The organism is Microbispora bryophytorum (genome assembly GCF_043197435.1).
Classification (GTDB): Bacteria; Actinomycetota; Actinomycetes; order Streptosporangiales; family Streptosporangiaceae; genus Microbispora; species Microbispora bryophytorum.
This window is the reverse complement of the sequence record NZ_JBICTF010000015.1, coordinates 91,030-107,209: the sequence shown is the minus strand read 5'-3', so window position 1 is coordinate 107,209 and position 16,180 is coordinate 91,030. Positions and strand designations below refer to the sequence as shown.

General features: G+C 71.6%; 19 protein-coding genes. 11 read left to right on the top strand and 8 right to left on the bottom strand.

From position 1 onward, the window contains the following. Nucleotides 1–36: 36 nt before the first annotated feature. From ACGFIB_RS35420 to ACGFIB_RS35405, 4 genes are read right to left on the bottom strand one after another with little or no spacing between them, the layout of a single operon-like run. Nucleotides 37–396 carry a hypothetical protein gene (locus ACGFIB_RS35420; RefSeq protein ID WP_142575149.1) on the bottom strand — a complete coding sequence of 120 codons (360 nt, stop codon included), beginning with the start codon at nucleotides 394–396 and terminating at the stop codon, nucleotides 37–39. Beyond that, nucleotides 393–1,256 (bottom strand): DODA-type extradiol aromatic ring-opening family dioxygenase, encoded by an 864-nt coding sequence (locus tag ACGFIB_RS35415; RefSeq protein ID WP_142575150.1) that lies wholly within the window; start codon nucleotides 1,254–1,256, stop codon nucleotides 393–395. Before ACGFIB_RS35415 ends, ACGFIB_RS35420 begins: the two co-directional genes overlap by 4 nt. A 17-nt stretch (nucleotides 1,257–1,273) precedes the next feature. Next, nucleotides 1,274–2,095, bottom strand: coding sequence for a citryl-CoA lyase (locus tag ACGFIB_RS35410; RefSeq protein ID WP_393377751.1), 822 nt, complete (start codon nucleotides 2,093–2,095; stop codon nucleotides 1,274–1,276). Beyond that, the gene (locus ACGFIB_RS35405; protein WP_142575152.1) at nucleotides 2,088–3,269 is read right to left on the bottom strand and encodes a CaiB/BaiF CoA transferase family protein; all 1,182 of its coding nucleotides are present in this window, start codon (nucleotides 3,267–3,269) and stop codon (nucleotides 2,088–2,090) included. Before ACGFIB_RS35405 ends, ACGFIB_RS35410 begins: the two co-directional genes overlap by 8 nt. Before the next feature lie 253 nt (nucleotides 3,270–3,522). Here ACGFIB_RS35405 and ACGFIB_RS35400 point away from each other — a divergent pair, with 253 nt between their 5' ends. After that, the gene (locus ACGFIB_RS35400; RefSeq protein WP_393377748.1) at nucleotides 3,523–4,971 is read left to right on the top strand and encodes an amidohydrolase family protein; all 1,449 of its coding nucleotides are present in this window, start codon (nucleotides 3,523–3,525) and stop codon (nucleotides 4,969–4,971) included. A 300-nt stretch (nucleotides 4,972–5,271) separates the two neighbouring features. Further along, complete coding sequence (locus tag ACGFIB_RS35395; protein ID WP_393377746.1) at nucleotides 5,272–5,895, top strand: hypothetical protein; 624 nt, start codon at nucleotides 5,272–5,274, stop codon at nucleotides 5,893–5,895. 32 nt (nucleotides 5,896–5,927) lie between these two features. On the opposite strand, the gene ACGFIB_RS35390 is transcribed toward ACGFIB_RS35395, so the two are convergent. Beyond that, the gene (locus ACGFIB_RS35390) at nucleotides 5,928–6,431 is read right to left on the bottom strand and encodes a MarR family winged helix-turn-helix transcriptional regulator (RefSeq protein WP_393377745.1); all 504 of its coding nucleotides are present in this window, start codon (nucleotides 6,429–6,431) and stop codon (nucleotides 5,928–5,930) included. A gap of 102 nt (nucleotides 6,432–6,533) precedes the next feature. Beyond that, complete coding sequence (locus ACGFIB_RS35385; protein WP_357028234.1) at nucleotides 6,534–6,941, bottom strand: four-helix bundle copper-binding protein; 408 nt, start codon at nucleotides 6,939–6,941, stop codon at nucleotides 6,534–6,536. 239 nt (nucleotides 6,942–7,180) lie between these two features. Here ACGFIB_RS35385 and ACGFIB_RS35380 point away from each other — a divergent pair, with 239 nt between their 5' ends. Next, nucleotides 7,181–7,360, top strand: a complete 180-nt coding sequence (locus ACGFIB_RS35380; RefSeq protein ID WP_142575157.1) for a DUF4236 domain-containing protein — start codon at nucleotides 7,181–7,183, stop codon at nucleotides 7,358–7,360. Between the two features lie 242 nt (nucleotides 7,361–7,602). Here ACGFIB_RS35380 and ACGFIB_RS35375 read toward each other — a convergent pair whose 3' ends face one another. Then, nucleotides 7,603–7,830 (bottom strand): hypervirulence associated TUDOR domain-containing protein, encoded by a 228-nt coding sequence (locus ACGFIB_RS35375; RefSeq protein WP_191054388.1) that lies wholly within the window; start codon nucleotides 7,828–7,830, stop codon nucleotides 7,603–7,605. A gap of 175 nt (nucleotides 7,831–8,005) precedes the next feature. Between ACGFIB_RS35375 and ACGFIB_RS35370 the strand changes: the two genes are divergently transcribed. The 4 genes from ACGFIB_RS35370 to ACGFIB_RS35355 all read left to right on the top strand — a co-directional run bounded on the left by ACGFIB_RS35370 (nucleotide 8,006) and on the right by ACGFIB_RS35355 (nucleotide 11,150). Next, nucleotides 8,006–8,230 (top strand): type II toxin-antitoxin system HicB family antitoxin, encoded by a 225-nt coding sequence (locus ACGFIB_RS35370; RefSeq protein ID WP_142575159.1) that lies wholly within the window; start codon nucleotides 8,006–8,008, stop codon nucleotides 8,228–8,230. Between the two features lie 236 nt (nucleotides 8,231–8,466). Next, nucleotides 8,467–9,096 carry a hypothetical protein gene (locus ACGFIB_RS35365; protein ID WP_393377743.1) on the top strand — a complete coding sequence of 210 codons (630 nt, stop codon included), beginning with the start codon at nucleotides 8,467–8,469 and terminating at the stop codon, nucleotides 9,094–9,096. Nucleotides 9,097–9,334: 238 nt separating this feature from the next. Continuing rightward, nucleotides 9,335–9,994 (top strand): fasciclin domain-containing protein, encoded by a 660-nt coding sequence (locus ACGFIB_RS35360; RefSeq protein WP_142575161.1) that lies wholly within the window; start codon nucleotides 9,335–9,337, stop codon nucleotides 9,992–9,994. Nucleotides 9,995–10,424: 430 nt separating this feature from the next. Then, a complete protein-coding gene (locus ACGFIB_RS35355; protein WP_357251038.1) occupies nucleotides 10,425–11,150 on the top strand; it encodes a hypothetical protein in 726 nt (241 codons plus the stop codon). Between the two features lie 65 nt (nucleotides 11,151–11,215). Here ACGFIB_RS35355 and ACGFIB_RS35350 read toward each other — a convergent pair whose 3' ends face one another. After that, entirely contained in the window at nucleotides 11,216–11,416 is a 201-nt protein-coding gene (locus ACGFIB_RS35350) for a transposase (RefSeq protein ID WP_142575163.1), read from the bottom strand. 141 nt (nucleotides 11,417–11,557) lie between these two features. On the opposite strand from ACGFIB_RS35350, the gene ACGFIB_RS35345 reads away from it, so the two are divergent. The 4 genes from ACGFIB_RS35345 to ACGFIB_RS35330 all read left to right on the top strand — a co-directional run bounded on the left by ACGFIB_RS35345 (nucleotide 11,558) and on the right by ACGFIB_RS35330 (nucleotide 16,171). Next, entirely contained in the window at nucleotides 11,558–13,735 is a 2,178-nt protein-coding gene (locus ACGFIB_RS35345; protein WP_357251033.1) for an amylo-alpha-1,6-glucosidase, read from the top strand. A gap of 31 nt (nucleotides 13,736–13,766) precedes the next feature. Further along, the gene (locus tag ACGFIB_RS35340) at nucleotides 13,767–14,222 is read left to right on the top strand and encodes a DUF6157 family protein (protein WP_393377739.1); all 456 of its coding nucleotides are present in this window, start codon (nucleotides 13,767–13,769) and stop codon (nucleotides 14,220–14,222) included. Between the two features lie 278 nt (nucleotides 14,223–14,500). After that, a complete protein-coding gene (locus tag ACGFIB_RS35335) occupies nucleotides 14,501–15,169 on the top strand; it encodes a dienelactone hydrolase family protein (RefSeq protein WP_357251028.1) in 669 nt (222 codons plus the stop codon). A gap of 24 nt (nucleotides 15,170–15,193) precedes the next feature. After that, nucleotides 15,194–16,171: an aldo/keto reductase gene (locus ACGFIB_RS35330; RefSeq protein ID WP_357251026.1), complete on the top strand. Its 978-nt coding sequence runs from the start codon at nucleotides 15,194–15,196 to the stop codon at nucleotides 16,169–16,171. Nucleotides 16,172–16,180: the final 9 nt, after the last annotated feature.

Genomic DNA, 16,180 nt, shown 5'->3' with positions numbered 1-16,180 from the left:
GCCGCCCGGCCCGCCTTGGGGAGGCGGGTAGGTCGATCACGTCGCGATGTCGGGGTACGGCATCGTCATGTGGGCCAGCCGCCTGGCGTAATCGGTCTGGAAGCCCATCGGCTCGTGGTCGCGCTCGAACATCGCGATGAACAGCGTGAGCGTGAGGAACGGGTGCGCGCCCAGCTCGAACAGCCGGGGGTAGTCGTGGCCGGCCAGGGCCTCGCGCTCGGCGTCCTCGAAGCGCAGCCAGGTCGACGCCTCCCCGCCGTGACAGCTCAGCAGCCGGTTGGCGTACTCGGCCTCCCACCACTCCACCGTGCCGCGAGGGTCCTCGCGGTAGCGCTCGACCAGCTCCGGATCGCGGTCGACGGTGAACAGGAACTTGTTCAGCAGGTACTTGCTCACGCCACGCCTCCGTCGGGGTACCAGGTGAAGTAGGCCTCCATGGTGTGGAACAGGTCGTAGGTGTCGACGTAGTCGGCCTTGGCGCCCTCGCCGGCCACGCCCATCATCAGCATGAAGTCCATGAAGCCGTGGGTGGCGTTGCCGGGCAGGTGGAGGCTGTCGAGGGTGACCTCCGACAGGCACCCCTCGATGTCGCCCGAGGAGATCCACTCGACCGCCTTGCGGTCGAACTCCGGATCGGGCCCGTGCGGGCCGAACTGGCGCGGCCCGCCGAGCTCCAGCGACAGGTGCCCGGTGCCGATCACCGCCACCCGCTTGTCCGCCGGCCACGACTCCACCAGCTCCCGGATCGTACGGCCGAGCTGCACGAACCGCTGCGGCCGCGGCAGCGGCGGGGCGAAGATGTTGGTGTAGATCGGCACGATCGGCAGGTCGTTCTGCGGCCGCAGCGTGATGATCGGGCAGGTGATCGAGTGGTCGATCCGCAGCTCGTTGGAGAAGGCCAGGTCGAAGCCCGCGTCGAGGCCCTCCCGCAGGATGTACGCCGACAGGTCCTCCTGGCCGGTGAAGAACATCCGGGGCAGGCCGAACTCGCGTTCCTCGTTGTGCCAGTTCGCGTCGTAGAACGGCGCCTTGCCGACGAGGAACTGCGGCATGTTGTCGAGCCAGAGCTGGTGGAAGTGGTCGGAGCCGACCATGACCAGCACGTCGGGCCGCGCCTTCGTCAGCGTCTCCCGGAACGCCTCGACCTTGCGCACCCACTCGTCCGCGAACGGCGGGCGGTCCTCGCCGGTGGCCGTGCTGGCGCGGTAGTAGAACGGATGATGGGTGGACGCGATCACCGCGACGAGTTCGGCCATTCGAACCTCCAGTGGCCTCAGGGGGTGTAGGGCTCGGGGTCGACGGACCGGTTGTTGAGGTCCACCGACAGGAAGATCTCGTTCGCCACCGGGCGGCGCAGCTCCTCGGCGAGCTGGCCGATCAGGCCGGCCGTACGGGCGAGCAGGGCGAAGCCGCGCAGCAGCTCCAGCGGCAGGCCGAGGTCGGCGAGCGCCGCGCCGCAGACGCCCGCGCCGTTGAGCGGCAGCGTCTTTCCCAGCACCTGCGGATGCACGCGGCCGATCGCGGCGAACAGCGACAGGTGCGGCCCGAACAGGTTCTCCTCCGCGGCGATCTCCAGCAGCCGGGGCGTGCGGGGGTCGCCCTCCTTGTGCACGTGGTGGCCGAGGCCGGGGATGAACCGCCTCTCCTGCCGCCGGGCTCGTACGGTCTCCAGGGCGAGGGCGTCCCAGCCGGCGTCGTCCGGCGGCAGCGGCCCGTCGTGCGCCGCCAGGACGTCGTGCAGGAACCGGCCGGAGTCCTCGGTCACGCCGAGGAAGCGCGATCCGCCGCCGAGCAGCCCGGCCGCGAGCGCGCCCTGGATCGAGTCGGGCGCGGACAGGTACGTCAGCCGGGTGACGATCGCGGTCGGGGTGAACCCGTGATCGGCCAGCGCGGCGAGCACGGCCTCGAACACGCGGGTCTCTCCCGGCGTGGGCCGCCGCTGGGCGGCGAGCCAGAACGCGAGCTCGCCGAACCCGACCTTGCCCATCACGTCCTCGGCCAGGTCGCAGCCGAGGAGCGTGATCGACTTCAGCGAGGACGCCCCCAACGCCGTGGGGTACGACGGCCGCTCGATCATCTCGGGCCGGTCAGACATCGTCGTCCTCCTCCTGGGTCAGCCACTTGCGCAGCTCGTCCCCGTGCTCGTCCAGCTCCGGCGGCGGCAGCCGGTAGGCGGCGGGGGTCGCGGAGAACCGGATCGGGTGGCGGGTGGTCGGGACCGCGCGGTCGCCCTCGCCCACCTCCACGACCGGGTCGAGCCCGAAGCGCTCGGCCATGGCGAACCCGCCGTCGATGGTGTTGATCGGCCCGCAGGGCACCCCCGCCGCGACCAGCAGCTCGAACCACTCCAGCGCGCCGCGCGTGGCGAGGCGTCCGACCAGGACGGGCCGCAGCTCCTCGCGGCGCGCGGTCCGGTCGGCGTTGCGCGCGAAGCGCGGGTCGTCGGCGATCTCCGGGATGCCGAGCACCTCGCACAGCTTGCGGAACTGGCCGTCGTTGCCTGCCGCGACGATGATGTCGTTGTCGGCGGTGGGCAGCGGCTCGTAGGGGAAGACGCTCGGGTGGGCGTTGCCCATGCGGTAGGGGACGACACCGCCGGCGACGTACGCGGAGCTGTGGTTGACCAGGCCGGTCAGCGCCGAGGACAGCAGGTTGACCTCGACGTGCTGGCCCTGCCCGGTCGCGTCGCGGTGGCGCAGGGCGGCGAGGACGCCGATGGCGGCGTGGTTGCCCGCCATGACGTCGAAGACCGAGATGCCCGCGCGGTACGCCGGCCCCTCCGGGTCGCCGGTGAGGCTCATCAGCCCCGACATGGCCTGCACCATGAGGTCGTAGCCGGGCACGTCGCGGCCCGCGCCGGAGCCGAACCCGCTGATCGAGGCGTACACCACGCCGGGGTTGGCCGCGCTCACCGCGGTGTAGTCGAGGCCGTACTTGGCGAGCCCGCCCGGCTTGAAGTTCTCCACCAGCACGTCGGCGCGGCGGGCCAGCTCCCGGGCCACCCGGGCGTCGCCGGGGTCCCGCAGGTCGAGTGCGATCGACCGCTTGCCCCGGTTGACCCCCAGGTAGTACGTCGACACGTCGCCGCGCACCGGCGGCGTCCAGGTGCGGGTGTCGTCCCCCTTGGGCCCTTCGACCTTGACGACCTCGGCGCCCATGTCGGCCAGCAGCATCGTGGCGTACGGCCCGGCCAGGACCCGCGAGAAGTCGGCCACAAGCACGCCGGACAGCGGCCCGCCTCCCCGCTCGGGCGCGGTGTCGTCTGTCATCCGGCTCCCCTCCTTGCTTGTCGCAGCACTGTCCGCTGAACGGACAGAAGTCCGTGACGCCGATTCTGGCACAGGCGGCTCGCTCGTCAAATGGTCGACCGGCTCTTCGTCGCCGGTTGATACGAGAAACGTATGGTTGACAGCAAGGGTGGGGCTCGGGACAGTAACAGCGGAAGCAGCGCTGACCGTATAGCGGACAAGTGTTCGCCATCGCTGAGCGCGCTCGGCCAGTGGGAAGGTGAGGAGTTCGACGATGAACGACCCGACCGATTTCGGACCGGACCGGCCCGTGCTGCTGCGCGGCGGCACGGTGCTGCCGATGGACGACGCGCACAGCGTGCTGCCGGGCACCGACGTCCTCGTCGTCGGCGACCGGATCGCCGAGGTGGGGCCCGACCTGCCCGCGCCCGACGGCGCCGTCGTCGTCGACGCGACCGGCGGCATCGTCATGCCCGGCATGATCGACACTCACCGGCACATGTGGCAGACGGCGATGCGCGGCTACGGCGCCGACTGGACGCTGACGCAGTACTTCGTCTGGTACTACCTGGAGTACGGCAAGCTGTGGCGGCCCGAGGACGTGCACGCGGGCAACCTGCTGGCCGGGATCGAGGCGATCGACGCCGGCGTCACCACGGTCGTGGACTGGTCGCACGGACTGCGGACCGTCGACCACGCCGACGCGGCCGTCGACGCCCTGAACGCGGTGCCCGGCCGGTTCGTGCTGGCCTACGGCAACATCCAGGCGCCGCCGGCCGAGTGGACCGGCGCGCCGGAGTTCCGCGACTTCGTCCGGCGCCGCATCACCGGCGACGACATGCTGGGCTTCCAGATCGCCTTCGACGTCACCGGCGACCCGGCCTTCCCCGAGAAGCAGGCCTTCGAGGTGGCCCGCGAGCTCGGCGTCCCGGTCACGACCCACGCGGGCGTGTGGGGCGCGACCAGCGACGACGGCATCCGCCTCATGCACGAGCACGGCTTCATGACGCCCGAGACGGTCTACGTCCACGCCGCCTCGCTGTCGGCGGACTCCTACCACCGCATCGCCGCCACCGGCGGTTCGATCTCGGTCTCCACCGAGAGCGAGCAGAGCGCGGGCCAGGGCTACCCGCCCACCTGGGCCATCCGCGCGCACGACATCCCGGTCTCGCTGTCGATGGACACCAGCGTCTGGTGGAGCGGCGACCTGTTCTCGGCGATGCGCACCACGCTCGGCGCCGACCGCTCCCGCGAGCACATGGAGGCGCACGCCAGGGGAGAGACGATCACCCACTGCAGCCTGCGCGCCGACCAGGTGGTGGACTGGGCGACGCGCGGAGGCGCCCGCGCCATCGGCCGGAGCGACGACCTGGGCAGCATCCACGTGGGCAAGAAGGCCGACATCGTGCTCATCAAGAACGACGCGTCGCCCGTGTCGTTCCCGCTGCTCAATCCGTACGGGCACGTCGCGTTCCAGGCGCAGCGCGGCGACGTGCACACGGTCCTCGTGAACGGCCGCGTGGTGAAGCACGAGCACCGTCTGGTCGGTGTGGATCTCGTCGCGGCCAGGCGCGAGGTGGAGCGGACTGTCGAGTACCTGCGCTCGACCCTGGGCGAGGAGGCATGGCAGAAGGGGATGAACCCCGACGTCCCCGAGACGAAGATCCTCGACAACCCCTACACGTACACCGACTACCACAGCGCCGCGACGCACAGCCGCTGATCTCTCGTCCACTTCCGCGCGGAATCGGGGACCGCCCGACGCCGAAGCGCGAGAGATGGACCGGCCCGCGGCGAGCACGCGCCGCCGAGGCGGTCCTCGGCGCGTCGGGCGGCTCTGTGACCTGACGGTCCGGCCGGGCGGGGCTCGCCGCGTTCATGCGATCGGTCTGTTGGCGCGTGGGGTCATTCATGATTGTTTAGTCGTCTTTGTGAACTTCGGTCACCAGTGGGGTTAGGGTGGGCAGCCACCCGCGGAAGCCGTGGAGGTTTCCCCCGAAACGACCGCTGGGAGTTGTCTCACATGCAAGGGCGCGTCCCGTCACAGACGAGCCAGGATGACCGGTTCCGGCAGGAGATCCTCTCCAGCCAGGGGGAGCCACCCCCCACGACCAAGAACAGGAAGCCCGTCGTCATCGCCGCCGCGGCCCTGGTGGCAGTGCTGGCCGCCGGGGGAGCGGGCTTCGCGCTCCGCGGCGGCGCCGGTCCCGCGGGCCCGCCAGCCGGGACCGGCGCGGGGCAGTCGGCCCCCGCCCAGGACGCCGGTTCCGCCGCGGAGGGCGGACAGGACGCGGAGGGCCCGGCGGATCAGAGCTCGGCGGATCAAGGCACGGGGAATCAGGACTCGGCGGATCAGGGCTCAGGGAATCAAGGCGCGGCGGACCAGAGCGCGATCGGCTCCGGCGGGGACGGCTCCGGCGGAGCGCAGGCGCCCGGCGGAGGCGGCGTGGACACCGCCTCCGGCTCCTCGGGCGGCTCCTCCTCCGGGGGGAAGAGCGCCGGCGCGGGCCGGGCCGGGACCGGCTCGTCGGGCAAGACGAGCGGCTCCTCGAAGGGCGGCGGCAGCCAGGACCAGGGTGAGGTGCCGTCGGGCGCCGACGGAGCCCCTGGGCTCATTCCCGGGGCCTGCGCCGCCTCCGGCTGCTGAATCCCCGGTGAGGAGGCCGCGTCAGGCGGTGGTCAGGAGGACGGGCCGGGCCAGCCGAGCGGGAAGGCGATGCGGGCGGGCGGTTCGCCCGCCGCGTCGTTGAACTCCCGCATGGCGGTGATGAGGGCCTGCCGCTGGGGCGTCGGCATCCGCGTGAGAATCGCGGCGATCTCCTCCTTGCGCCGGGAGGTGACCTCCTCCACGATCCGCCGTCCGTTGTCGGTCAGCCGCAGCAGCGTCTCCCGCCGGTTCTGCGGATTCACCTCGCGCTTCAGCAGACCGGCGACGGCGAGGCGGCCGGCCATGCGCATGGCGGTCGACGGATTGACGCCGAGCTTGTCCGCCAGCGTCACCAGCTTGGTCTCGTCCTGCCCGACCACCAGCAGCATGCGGAACTGCGGCAGGGTGACCTTGTCCTCCGCGGCGGCCAGGGACCGCGCCGATATCGCGACGAGCACACGCGAGGCGGTGAGCACGGCGGCGGTGACGGCTTCCATGTCGTCGCCGGTCGGCTCTTCGTCCGCTTCCTTTGCCATAGGAACCGTTTTTACACGGTCCTTCTCACGGCCGTGTCATCGCACCGCCAAACGTGCGGCGGGCGCGGGCGGCGCCTTGAGAACAACTCAGGGCGGAGGTGCTCAGCCGAGCGCGGCCAGCAACTCGTTGCAGGCCTGGGCGCAGCGGCGGCACGCCTCGGCGCAGACCCGGCAGTGCTCGTGCATGTGGGCGTGCAGGCCGCACTCGTCGCCGCAACTGCGTGCCGCCTGCGCGCACGCCTCAAGCTGGGCGCGGGTCAGGTTCGCGTCGTAACCGGTGTGCCGTGACAGCACCCGGCCCGTCGTCGCGCAGATGTCGGCGCAGTCGAGGTTGGTGCGGACGCAGCGGACGAGTTCCGCCACCGCATGCTCGCTCAGGCAGGCGTCGGCGCAGGCCGTGCAGGTCTGCGCGCAGTCGAAGCAGGCCTCGATGCACTTCGCGAGCGCCTGCCTGTCCACGCCGCCGAGGTCGGCGGGATAGGTCTCCAGCATCACTCCGGCGTGTCCCATGGCTCGCTCCTTCCGGTCCTGGACGGGCGTCCCCGTAAGGACGCGCAGACCCCGCCGATGAGGTCGGGACGGTGAGCCCCCGGCGCCCGCCCGGCGATCCGATCGCGTTCCTGACGGCCAAAAGCCCCTTTGTTGGCCATACCCGGCGGCACGCCACTAAACAGCGGCGAACCGGTCGGCCGGTGTGCTGATCGTCTTCCGGGGTAGTCGCGGGGTCACGGACAATTCATGGAGGAACCATGGGCTGGAGCTACCGGAAATCGATCAAGATGGGGCCGTTCAGGCTCAACCTCTCGCGCGGCGGCGTCGGGCACAGCTACGGCGGACGCGCCTTCCGGGTCACCAAGACGGCCGACGGGCGCCGCACCCTCACCGTGAACCTGCCCGGCGGCTTCCACTGGAAGAAGACGCTCAACTAGCGGAAACACCAAGCGGGAACACCTCGCGGGAACGGACAGCCGACACTGCGGGCGCGATCCCCGCGCGCGCCCGCGGCCCTGGCCACGACGTGCCGGCCGGACTCGTGGCCCGTCGGCTCGCCGTCGTCCGGGTTGTCGCACCGACCCCCTTCGGCCGCTCCTCGCGCAGTCAGCGCTCCGGCTCGGCAGCGCACATGTCGCCCGCGAGTCCGGCCGCGGTCCGCCTTGCGCCGGTGGTCACGTCACTCCTTGGGACGCAGGGCCGACGGCTTGTGCACCGCCGTCCCGCCGCTCTTGTCACTGCGTACGAGGAACTGCGGGTCCTCGGGCGAGGCGGCCACGGTGCGGCCCGCCTCCTCCGTACGCTCGGTGATCTTCTTCTCGACCTTGCCGGCCGCCTCGCCGCCGTGGCTCTTCCAGGTGACCTCGTCGCCCACCGACGGCTCTTCCTTCTTGTCTTTCCTGCCCATGCGCCCGGCCCTACCCCAGGAAACGAGCCGCTCCCGCGGCGGGACGTCGGCGGGCCTCCTCATCAGGCAAAATCCGGGCGCGGCGCGCGCGGGCCGCAGCCGGCGGGGTGGGAATCTCCGCGCTGTTGCCCGCGCGCCGGGATTACCCCGATCGGTTGCCGCGCACGGAGGAAGCATGGGACGGACCGTGCGGCTGACCGCGACCGTCAACGCCGAGGACGGTGGCACGTACTGCGCGCGGTGCGTCCAGGTCGAGGTGGCCTGCGAAGGGCAGACGGTCGACGAGGCGCTCGACCGGCTGCGGCACGCCCTGGAGCACTACTTCGCGCGCCGGCCCGCGCCGCGCCCGCCCTCGCAGCCGCCGCTCGTGGTGCCGATCGAGGTCAGGCTGCCGGACTGAGCCCGTCGCGCTCCTCACCCCGGGCCCGCGGCGTCCTTCTCGGATGAGGGTGTCTTCGGTGGCCTATCACGCTGGCCCGGCGGCGTTCCCCGGGCCGCCTGCGGGTGCGGGGGATCTTTGCGGGTGAAGCGCCCGATCGCCATGCTTGACCGGACATTGGTCGTCGGATGCGTGATCACTCCCCGGTGCGGCGCTTACCGTCGTGCTCGTACCATCGATGACCTCGGGGGAGTCTCATGCCTCTCTGCACAGCCGTGCTGGCCGCCGCCCTGCTGTCCGGGCCGGTCGCCGTGCCGCCGGACCCGGCCCCGCCCGGGACGAGGGCAACCACGGACAACAACAACGCCGCACCGCCGTCCGCGGGCCGGCCTCAATTCGCGTCGCTGCCCGGCATGGCGCCGCAGGCCGGGGAGCTTCCGTTCACCCTCCCCAAGGCGCCGCCATGGATGGCTCCCGGCGGGATGGACGGCGGGCGCGACGACAGCGCCGCCGATCCTCGGTCGCCGGCCGGAGTCTCCGGCCCGCGCTGGGACACCGGACGACCCTCCGCGACGGCGGACGACAGGGCGGGCGACAGGGCGGATGACGGGGCGGACGGAGGAACCGCGGGGACCAAGTACGTTCCGGTGATCGATCCCAAGACACGCGACGTCTTCATTCAACCCGTCGTCGCCTCCGGCAAGGCCGGACAGACGCCGCAGCCGTTCACCTTCGGTCCCATGCAGGGGGTCCAGTCGACCAGGACCTATCCGCTGCCGAGGGGGGAGCAGAAGACGGCGCAGCCGAAGACGGCGCGCCAGAAGGCGATCACACGGCCCCGCCAGCATCAGCGGACGCGACCGGTGAGCCCGTCACAGACGGCCTGACTGAACAGGCCCGTGTGACCCGGCCCATCTCAACGGCCCGCCACACCGGTTCTGAACCGGTGCGGCGGGCTCTTCCGGTGTCGCCGTCCGCAGGGGTGCAGGGCGCGTGCGGTCGTGCGGGTGGCACGCCGGGCACCGCCTCCGGCCCCAGGGCCGACCGGTGCGTCCGTTCCGTGTTTCATCACGCACCCGACCCGCCACCCGGCAACGACCTTTCCACGACCAAGGGAACACGATCATGAATACCCGTCTGCTCGCCCTCGCCGCCCTGACCGCGGCGCTTTCGATGTCCGCCGCGTGCGGTAGCCAGGGCGGCGGCAGTCCCGCGGCTCCTGTCGCGGCCAATGAGACCGCCACAGACATGACCAGCGAGACCCCCAGCGCCGAGGCGAGCGAGAGCGCCACCGCGTCCGCAACGCCGTCGGTCTCCGGGGCGCCCGTCGGGGCGGGCTGCTCCTCGCTGCCGGCCTCGGGCAAGGGCAGCCCCGCCGAGCTGGCCAAGGTGCCGGTCGGCACGGCGCTCGCCGACATCCCGACGCTGTCCACGCTGGCGCGCGTCGTGAAGAAGGCCGGGCTGGCCGAGACCCTCAACTCCGCGCAGGACATCACGGTGTTCGCGCCCACGAACGACGCGTTCAGCAAGATTCCGAAGAACCAACTCGACCAGTTGATGTCGAACCGCAAGTCGCTCAGGGGGCTGCTCGCCTACCACGTGGTCAAGGGACGCAAGGCGCCGGCGGACATGCACGGCCAGCTGACCTCCCTCGAAGGGCGCAAGCTCACCGTCTCGGGTTCCGACTCCAGCCTCAAGGTCAACGACGCCGCCGTGACCTGCGGGAACATCGCGACGAGCAACGCCACCATCTACGAGGTCGACAAGGTCCTCATGCCGAGGTAACCGGCCGTCGTCCTGCGACCGCATTGACGGGGGTGAGCCGCTCGCGGCTCACCCCCGTGCCGTTCCCACCCCTTCTCCACCGTCTTCCCTGCCCCTTCCCCGCCCCTTCCCTGCCCCTTCCCCGTCTCGGACACGTCCCGGGTGCGGGCGGACTTCGCGTCCCCCTTCCGGACCGCCGCCGTGTCCCGCCTCCCCGACCGCCGCCGTGTCGCCCCCGGAGGCGGTGGCCACGACGCGCGGCCGTACCGGCCGTGACCGGCTTCGCGCTGTGGTGCCGGTAATCGGCGGAGCAGGGGTGGCCTGGGGTCTATGCCCTGAAGCGGCTGATCCTCTTCTTTGACCGGACACTGGGCATCGGGTCCGTGATGGTCCGGCATCGTGCGCTTACCTTCGTTCTTGTACCGTCCACAAGATTTCGGGGGAAATTCTCATGCCTATATGCACAGCCGTACTGGCCGCGGCTCTCCTGTCGGGTCCCGTTTCCGCGGACCCGGCTCCGCTGTCCGCCAAGGAGCCGATGTCGCCCGGAAAGCAGATCGCCGCAATGGCGATGAACCACCCGGAGGAGCCCGACATCGTCGCGTCCAATGCCCTGGACATTCTGGACAAGGGCACCAAGGTCGGCCCGTACATGCCGGCGGACGACGAGGCTGAGGACCAGGCGAACGGACCGATGGCGAACGGCCAGAGCCCCCAGGGCTCGATGACCGGCAGGCAGGCGCCCGGCGGCGACACGGCCGGCAGCCGGCAGGCCGGCCAGCAGCCGGCCGGAGGCCCCTCCGGGGGCAACCCCCTCGCCGGCATCCCGATGAACGGGAACCAGGCGAACGGATCGCAGCCGGGCTCCATGTTCACGATGCCCGCCACCGGAAAGAACAACAGCCAGGGCGCGCCGCAGGACGTCTTCCTTCACCCGACGTCCAACCAGCCGACGTACACCAAGATGTCCGGCAACGACTTCACGGGTAAGCCGTCGAGCGCGAAGACCGACGACGAGGCCGCCGACGCCTGGGTGCGGGAGATGCCGGGCTGGGGGATGCCGCAGATGGGCAAGGCGAAGCCCGCCGCAGCCAAGGCCAAGCCCAAGACCCAGGTCAAGGCGCAGCCCAAGGCGGGCGCCGGCGACTTCTGGAACATGCCGGGCTGGGAGGACTGAGCGCCCGCGCCGCGGTGAGGCGACGCGGTGGCCAGAGGGAGGGGTGAGCCGGTCCGGCTCACCCCTCATCCTTGTCCGTGCGCCCTGGCGGCGTGACGCAGGTCGACGACCTCCACCAGGTCGGCGAGATCGACGTGGGCCGCCACCTCCGCGACGGACGCGCAGTAGCCGATGTGGTAGCCCCGGTGCCGTACGCGCAGTAGCGGGCGGCCCTCGATGACGACCGGGTCCACCTCGTGCCCCTCCGAGCTCACCCACCTGCGCATGCCGGAAGAGTAGGAAACAGCAGGTCATAGCCTAGTAAAGGCCACTCTGGACCCCTCGATGCGGCAAAGTTGGCGAAAACCGGCTCGACCTATGGGTATGAGGGCAACCGTCAGGACCAGGGACGGGCCGGGGTGATCGGCATGACGAGCGGGTGGACGTTCGAGGGGCAGCCCAACGCCATCGGCGGGGGCGCCATGACGCTTGTGGCCGGGGGATCGTTCTGCGTGTCCGCCCGCAACGGCGACATCCTCCCCGGGTCGGCGCAGGGGATCTACTACGCCGACACCCGGCTGCTGTCCCATTGGGAACTGCGCGTGGACGACGGCTTGATCGAGGAGCTCCAGGTCATCACCGGCGAGCCGTTCCACGCGACCTTCATCGGCCGGGCGGCGCCGCGGCCGGGGCAGGCGGAGAGCACGCTGCTGGTCGTGCGCGACCGGTACGTCGGCGGCGGGCTGTCGGAGGACCTCACCATCCGCAACATGTCGCACGAGCCGGCCGGCTGCATGGTGACCCTGCACGTCGGCTCCGACGTGTGCGACCTGTTCGAGGTGAAGACCCACCGGGTGCACTGGGTGGCCGACGTGTCGACCGCGGCGGAGGAAGGGTCGCTGCGGATGTTCTCGATCAGCAAGGGCAGAGGGGTGCGGGTGGCCGCCAAGGCCGGCGGCACCCCGGTGCTGCCGATGCTCAACCCGCGCGTGATCATCTTCCGCGCGGTGGTGCCGCCGCGCGGCGAGTGGACGGCCTGCGTGCAGGCCAACCCGATCATCGACGGGGTCGAGACCGAGCCGTGGTACTCGGAGAAGCGGCTGTCGCCCGCGCTGGCCCGGCGGGCGGGACAGCTGTTCGAGTGGGACAAGCGCCTGCCCAAGGTGACGACGACCAACACCGCTCTGGCGAAAATCCTGCGCCAGTCGCACAACGACCTCGGCGCGCTGCGGTTGTTCGACCCCGGGCATCCCGAGCTGCCGCCCACCGTCGCGGCCGGGGCGCCCTGGTTCATGACGCTGTTCGGCCGCGACTCGCTGCTCACCGCGTGGATGGCGCTGACGCTCGACCCCGAGCTGGCGTACGGCACGCTGGGCCGGCTGGCCGCGCTGCAGGGCACCAAGATCGACCCGTTGACCGAGGAGGAGCCCGGGAAGATCATGCACGAGCTGCGCTACGGCGCCCGGCAGGACGACACGTCGGCCGCCGGGCACGCCTACTACGGCTCGGTCGACGCCAGCCCGCTGTTCGTCATCCTCCTCGGCGAGCTGCGCCGCTGGGGTCTGCACCGGACGGCGGTGGAGCGGCTGCTCCCGCACGCGGACGCGGCGCTGGAGTGGATCGAGCGGTACGGCATGCGTGACGGGTTCCTGTGGTACCAGCGGAAGACCGACCAGGGTCTGCTCAATCAGGGCTGGAAGGACTCCTTCGACGGCATCAACTTCGCCGACGGCACGATCGCCCGGGCGCCCATCGCCCTGGCCGAGGTGCAGGGATACGTCTACGCCGCCTGCATCGCCCGCCACTACTTCGCCCAGGAGGAGGGCGACACCGAGACCGAGCGGCACTACCGGGACCGGGCCGCGGAGGTGCGCGCCCGGTTCAACGAACGGTTCTGGCTGCCCGACCGCGGCTACTTCGCCGTCGGGCTCGACCACGAGGGCCGCCCGATCGACGCCCTCGCCTCCAACATGGGCCACTGCCTGTGGTCGGGGATCGTCGACCGCGACAAGGCCCCGGCCGTGGCCGAGCACCTGCTGTCGCCCCGGATGTTCACCGGCTTCGGCATCCGCACCCTCGCCTCCGACATGGGCGCCTACAACCCGATGAGCTATCACAACGGGTCCGTCTGGCCGCACGACAGCGCGCTCGCCGCGGCCGGGCTCATGCGCTACGGATTCGTGGAGGAGGCCCAGCGCGTCGCCACCGGCCTGCTCGACGCCGCCCGCGCCTTCGGCGGCCGGCTTCCCGAGCTGTTCTGCGGGTTCGACCGCGAGGAGTTCCCCATGCCGGTGCCGTACCCGACCTCGTGCTCGCCGCAGGCCTGGGCCTCGGCCACCCCGATCCAGCTCGTACGGCTCCTGCTCCGCGTGGACCCGTGGGTGCCGCACGGCAAGGTGTGGATCGCGCCGGTGCTGCCCAAGGGGTTCGGGCAGCTGAGCATCTGCGGCTTCCCGATCGCGGGCACCCGGGTCGATCTGGAGGCATGGGAGGACAGCGCGGAGGTGCACGTGAGCGGCCTGCCCGAGGACGTGGGCCTCATCTGTGAGACCCGCCCGACCGCCGCCTTCGGCAAGCGTTCCGCGGGCCCGCCTGTAGCGGGGTGAGTCGTCCGGTCTCCCGCGGCATAGTGGAGACATGGCCGAGGACCTGAACTACTACTCGACGCTCATCGCGGTCGCCGACGACTGCCCGGTGACCGCCGCGGAGGTGCCCGTGGCCCGGGGCGGCAAGCCCACCGTCGCCTCCCTCCAGTACGAGCTGATCTCCGGCGCGCCGTACGGCCTGACGCAGGAGGACGTGCTGTTCGAGACCTGGCTGCGCCGCCAGGACCTGCCGGCGGACCTGCCCGCCGGGCGGCGCGCGGAGCTCAGGAAGGAGTTCTTCTCCCGTTCCCAGGCGTGCCTGAGGGCGTCCCCGCTGCCGAAGAGGTACGGCTGGGGGCTGCTGTTCGACCCGGACGGCCGCATCGCGCTGTGTCCCATGGAGTCGGAGGAGTACCGGCGCCTGGCGGACGGCGCGTCCCGCGGCGTACGGACCGGGGAGGGCGGCGGCGTGCGGGTGCTCAAGGCGATGCGCTCACGTCGCTCCTGACGCGGCGATGCACGCGTCACTCCTGGCGCGGTGATGCTCGTCACGCTCCTGACATCGCCTGACGCCGGCATGGGCGCGCGACGACCCGCCGCCTGTCACCCGCCGCCTGACATCACCGCCGGCGCGGCCTCTTCCGCAGGCGGAGGCCACATCGTCTCCGGTTTGCCCCGGCAGGCCGGGGGTAGGCCCCCCGATTGTCCAGTGCCGTCCTGGTTGTGCGGCGCCGTCCTGGTCGTCCAGCGCCGCTGAGCCGGGCGCGGCCGGAAGGGGCGGGCGCCATGGGCGAGGTCGAACTCAGCGTGCGGATGCCGGTCGGCGATGTCGTGCTCGACGCCGACGTGACGGTTCCCCGGCAGGCCCGGGGGGCGGTGCTGTTCGCCCACGGCAGCGGCAGCGGCCGGCACAGCCCGCGCAATCGGTACGTCGCCAGGGAACTGCAGCGGGCCGGGCTGGCAACCGTCCTGGCCGACCTGCTCACGGCGGAGGAAGAGCGCGTCGACGCGGTCACCGGCCACCTGCGCTTCGACATCGGCCTGCTCGCCGACCGGGTGGGCGCGCTGGCCGACCGGCTGCCCGAGGACGAGGTCGCCGGAGGTCTGCCCATCGGCCTGTTCGGCGCGAGCACGGGCGCCGCCGCCGCACTCGTCGCCGCGGCGACGCGGCCCGGCGGCGTCAGCGCGGTGGTGTCCAGGGGCGGCAGGCCCGACCTCGCCGGGGACGCGCTCCGCTCGGTGCGCCAGCCGACGCTGCTGATTGTGGGGGAGCGCGACACCGTCGTCCTCGACCTCAACAGGGAGGCGATGCGGGCGATCACCGCGCCGGTCCGGCTGGAGACGGTGCCCCGCGCCACGCATCTGTTCGAGGAGCCCGGGGCACTGGAGACGGTCGCGCGGCTCGCCCGCGACTGGTTCCTGCACCACCTCGCGGGTGGAGGGGCCTCCGCCTGAGCCGCCCCGCTACGATCTGACCTCATGGAACAGCGCGTTTTGGGCAGGACAGGCAGGCAGGTCGGCGTCGTCGGGCTGGGGGCGTGGCAGCTCGGGGCCGACTGGGGCGAGGTGAGCGAGGCCGACGCGTTGGCCACGCTCAACGCCGCGGTCGACGCCGGGACCACTTTCATCGACACGGCCGACGTGTACGGCGACGGCCGCAGTGAGAAGGTCATCGGGAAGCTGCTCAAGGAGCGGACCGGCCTGACCGTGGCCACGAAGATGGGCCGCAGGGTGCAGCAGACCCCCGATGCCTACACCCTGGACAACTTCCGCGCCTGGACCGACCGCTCCCGCGCCAACCTGGACGTCGACACGCTCGACCTGGTGCAGCTCCACTGCCCGCCGAGCGCCGTCTTCGAGACCGACGAGGTCTTCGACGCGCTCGACACGCTGGTCGCCGAGGGTCGCATCGCGGCGTACGGCGTGAGCGTGGAGACGGTGGCCGAGGCGCTGACCGCGATCGCGCGCCCCGGCGTGGCCAGCGTGCAGATCATCCTCAACGCCTTCCGGCTGAAGCCGCTGGACGAGGTCCTGCCGGCCGCGGAGAAGGCCGGAGTCGGCATCATCGCCCGGGTCCCGCTGGCGAGCGGCCTGCTGTCGGGCAAGTACGGCCCGCAGACGGTCTTCGGCGAGGACGACCACCGCAACTTCAACCGCCAGGGCGAGGCGTTCGACGTCGGCGAGACCTTCTCCGGCGTCGAGTACGGCGTGGGCCTCCAGGCGGTCGAGCGGCTGCGCGGCCTCGTGCCGGAGGGCATGACGATGGCGCAGTTCGCGCTGCGCTGGATCATCGACCAGCCCGGGGTCAGCGTCGTGATCCCCGGAGCCCGCAACCCCGGGCAGGCCGGGGCCAACGTGGCGGCGGCGCAGTTCCCGCCGCTGTCGGCCGAGACCCACGACGCGGTCCGCCAGGTCTACGACGACCTGATCCGCCCGCAGGTGCACCACCGCTGGTGATCTCCGGGC

Bases quoted from the DNA above. Each gene is read 5' to 3' on its own strand.
- ACGFIB_RS35410 (WP_393377751.1), bottom strand. From the start codon at position 2,095: ATGTCTGACCGGCCCGAGATGATCGAGCGGCCGTCGTACCCCACGGCG.
- ACGFIB_RS35365 (WP_393377743.1), top strand. From the start codon at position 8,467: ATGCCTCTCTGCACAGCCGTGCTGGCCGCCGCCCTGCTGTCCGGGCCG.
- ACGFIB_RS35385 (WP_357028234.1), bottom strand. From the start codon at position 6,941: ATGGGACACGCCGGAGTGATGCTGGAGACCTATCCCGCCGACCTCGGC.
- ACGFIB_RS35380 (WP_142575157.1), top strand. From the start codon at position 7,181: ATGGGCTGGAGCTACCGGAAATCGATCAAGATGGGGCCGTTCAGGCTC.
- ACGFIB_RS35330 (WP_357251026.1), top strand. From the start codon at position 15,194: ATGGAACAGCGCGTTTTGGGCAGGACAGGCAGGCAGGTCGGCGTCGTC.
- ACGFIB_RS35335 (WP_357251028.1), top strand. From the start codon at position 14,501: ATGGGCGAGGTCGAACTCAGCGTGCGGATGCCGGTCGGCGATGTCGTG.
- ACGFIB_RS35370 (WP_142575159.1), top strand. From the start codon at position 8,006: ATGGGACGGACCGTGCGGCTGACCGCGACCGTCAACGCCGAGGACGGT.
- ACGFIB_RS35350 (WP_142575163.1), bottom strand. From the start codon at position 11,416: ATGCGCAGGTGGGTGAGCTCGGAGGGGCACGAGGTGGACCCGGTCGTC.
- ACGFIB_RS35395 (WP_393377746.1), top strand. From the start codon at position 5,272: ATGCAAGGGCGCGTCCCGTCACAGACGAGCCAGGATGACCGGTTCCGG.
- ACGFIB_RS35345 (WP_357251033.1), top strand. From the start codon at position 11,558: ATGACGAGCGGGTGGACGTTCGAGGGGCAGCCCAACGCCATCGGCGGG.
- ACGFIB_RS35415 (WP_142575150.1), bottom strand. From the start codon at position 1,256: ATGGCCGAACTCGTCGCGGTGATCGCGTCCACCCATCATCCGTTCTAC.
- ACGFIB_RS35375 (WP_191054388.1), bottom strand. From the start codon at position 7,830: ATGGGCAGGAAAGACAAGAAGGAAGAGCCGTCGGTGGGCGACGAGGTC.
- ACGFIB_RS35390 (WP_393377745.1), bottom strand. From the start codon at position 6,431: ATGGCAAAGGAAGCGGACGAAGAGCCGACCGGCGACGACATGGAAGCC.
- ACGFIB_RS35400 (WP_393377748.1), top strand. From the start codon at position 3,523: ATGAACGACCCGACCGATTTCGGACCGGACCGGCCCGTGCTGCTGCGC.
- ACGFIB_RS35355 (WP_357251038.1), top strand. From the start codon at position 10,425: ATGCCTATATGCACAGCCGTACTGGCCGCGGCTCTCCTGTCGGGTCCC.
- ACGFIB_RS35360 (WP_142575161.1), top strand. From the start codon at position 9,335: ATGAATACCCGTCTGCTCGCCCTCGCCGCCCTGACCGCGGCGCTTTCG.
- ACGFIB_RS35340 (WP_393377739.1), top strand. From the start codon at position 13,767: ATGGCCGAGGACCTGAACTACTACTCGACGCTCATCGCGGTCGCCGAC.
- ACGFIB_RS35405 (WP_142575152.1), bottom strand. From the start codon at position 3,269: ATGACAGACGACACCGCGCCCGAGCGGGGAGGCGGGCCGCTGTCCGGC.